The following is a 1,568-nucleotide window of genomic DNA, read 5'->3' on the forward strand; positions in this document are numbered from 1 at the left end:
GCTCCGACCATCAGCAGCGCCAGCGCGCCGACGGCAAGGATCAGCTCTGGCGTCGAGAGCGACAGGCTGGAGAGAAGGTCCGGCGTCATGGTTCGCAAAACCTCTGGTCAGTTCGCCGCCGCGGTCTGCGCGGCGCCGATGGATGCAGTGACATTGGTGACGAGCGACTTGACCGATTGGGCCGTCGCGTCGAAGACCGGGGCGGGATAGACGCCGAAGAAGATGACCAGCACGACCAGCGGGTAGATGATCACCTTCTCGCGCGGCGACAGGTCGAGCAGTCCCTTAAGGCTCTCCTTGGTCAGTGCGCCGAAGATCACCCGGCGGTAGAGCCAGAGCGCGTAGGCGGCCGACAGGATGACGCCGGTGGCGGCGAAGAACGCCACCCATGTGTTGACCCGGAACACGCCGAGCATGGTCAGGAACTCGCCGACGAAGCCGCTGGTACCGGGCAGGCCGACATTGGCCATGGTGAAGATCAGGAACACCGTGGCGTATTTCGGCATGTTGTTGACCAGCCCGCCATAGGCCGCGATCTCACGTGTGTGCATGCGGTCGTAGATGACGCCGACGCACAGGAACAGCGCGCCGGAGACGAGGCCGTGGCTGAGCATCTGGAAGATCGCGCCCTGCACGCCTTCCTGGTTCATGGCAAAGATGCCCATGGTGACGAAGCCCATATGGGCAACCGACGAATAGGCGATCAGCTTCTTCATGTCCTCCTGCATCAGCGCCACCAGCGAGGTGTAGATGATGGCGACGACGGACAGCGCGAAGACCAGCGGCGCGAACATTTCCGACGCCAGCGGGAACATCGGCAAGGAGAAACGCAGGAAGCCGTACCCGCCCATCTTCAACAGGATGCCGGCCAGGATGACGGAGCCCGCCGTCGGCGCCTCGACGTGCGCATCGGGCAGCCAGGTGTGCACCGGCCACATCGGCATCTTCACCGCGAACGAGGCGAAGAAGGCAAGCCACAGCCAGGTCTGCATGTTGGCCGGGAAATTGTGGGTCAGCAGCGTCGGGATGTCGGTTGTTCCGGACTGGAAGAACATCGCCATGATGGCGAGCAGCATCAGCACCGAACCGGCGAGCGTGTAGAGGAAGAACTTGAACGAGGCGTAGACGCGCCGCTTGCCGCCCCAGACGCCGATGATGATGAACATCGGGATCAGGCCGGCTTCGAAGAAGACGTAGAACAGCACGATGTCCAACGCGCAGAACACGCCGATCATCAGCGTTTCGAGCAGCAGGAAGGCAATCATGTAGGCCTTGACGCGCTTCTCGATCGATTCCCACGATGCCAGGATGCAGAGCGGCATCAGGAACGTCGTCAGTATGACGAACAGCATCGAGATGCCGTCGACGCCCATATGGTAGGAAATGCCGGAATCGAGCCAGGCGACCTTCTCGACGAACTGGAAGCCGGACTGCGAATTGTCGAAGCCGGTCCAGATGAACAGCGAGATGATGAACGTGAACGTCGTCGTCAACAGCGCGATGGCGCGGATGTTGCGGCGTGCATTTTCGCTGTCGTCATTGATGAATAGGATAAGCAGCACACCAAC

1 protein-coding gene is annotated in these 1,568 nt (G+C 61.4%); it reads right to left on the reverse strand.

Features of this window, described 5'->3' with window-relative positions:
* Positions 1 to 107 precede the first annotated feature (107 nt).
* A partial coding sequence (locus tag EN925_RS35185) for an NADH-quinone oxidoreductase subunit M (protein ID WP_245487414.1) occupies positions 108 to 1,568 on the reverse strand: 1,461 nt, incomplete at its 5' end.

It is taken from the genome of Mesorhizobium sp. M7A.F.Ca.US.006.04.2.1 (assembly GCF_004022915.1).
GTDB classification, from domain to species: Bacteria; Pseudomonadota; Alphaproteobacteria; order Rhizobiales; family Rhizobiaceae; genus Mesorhizobium; species Mesorhizobium ciceri.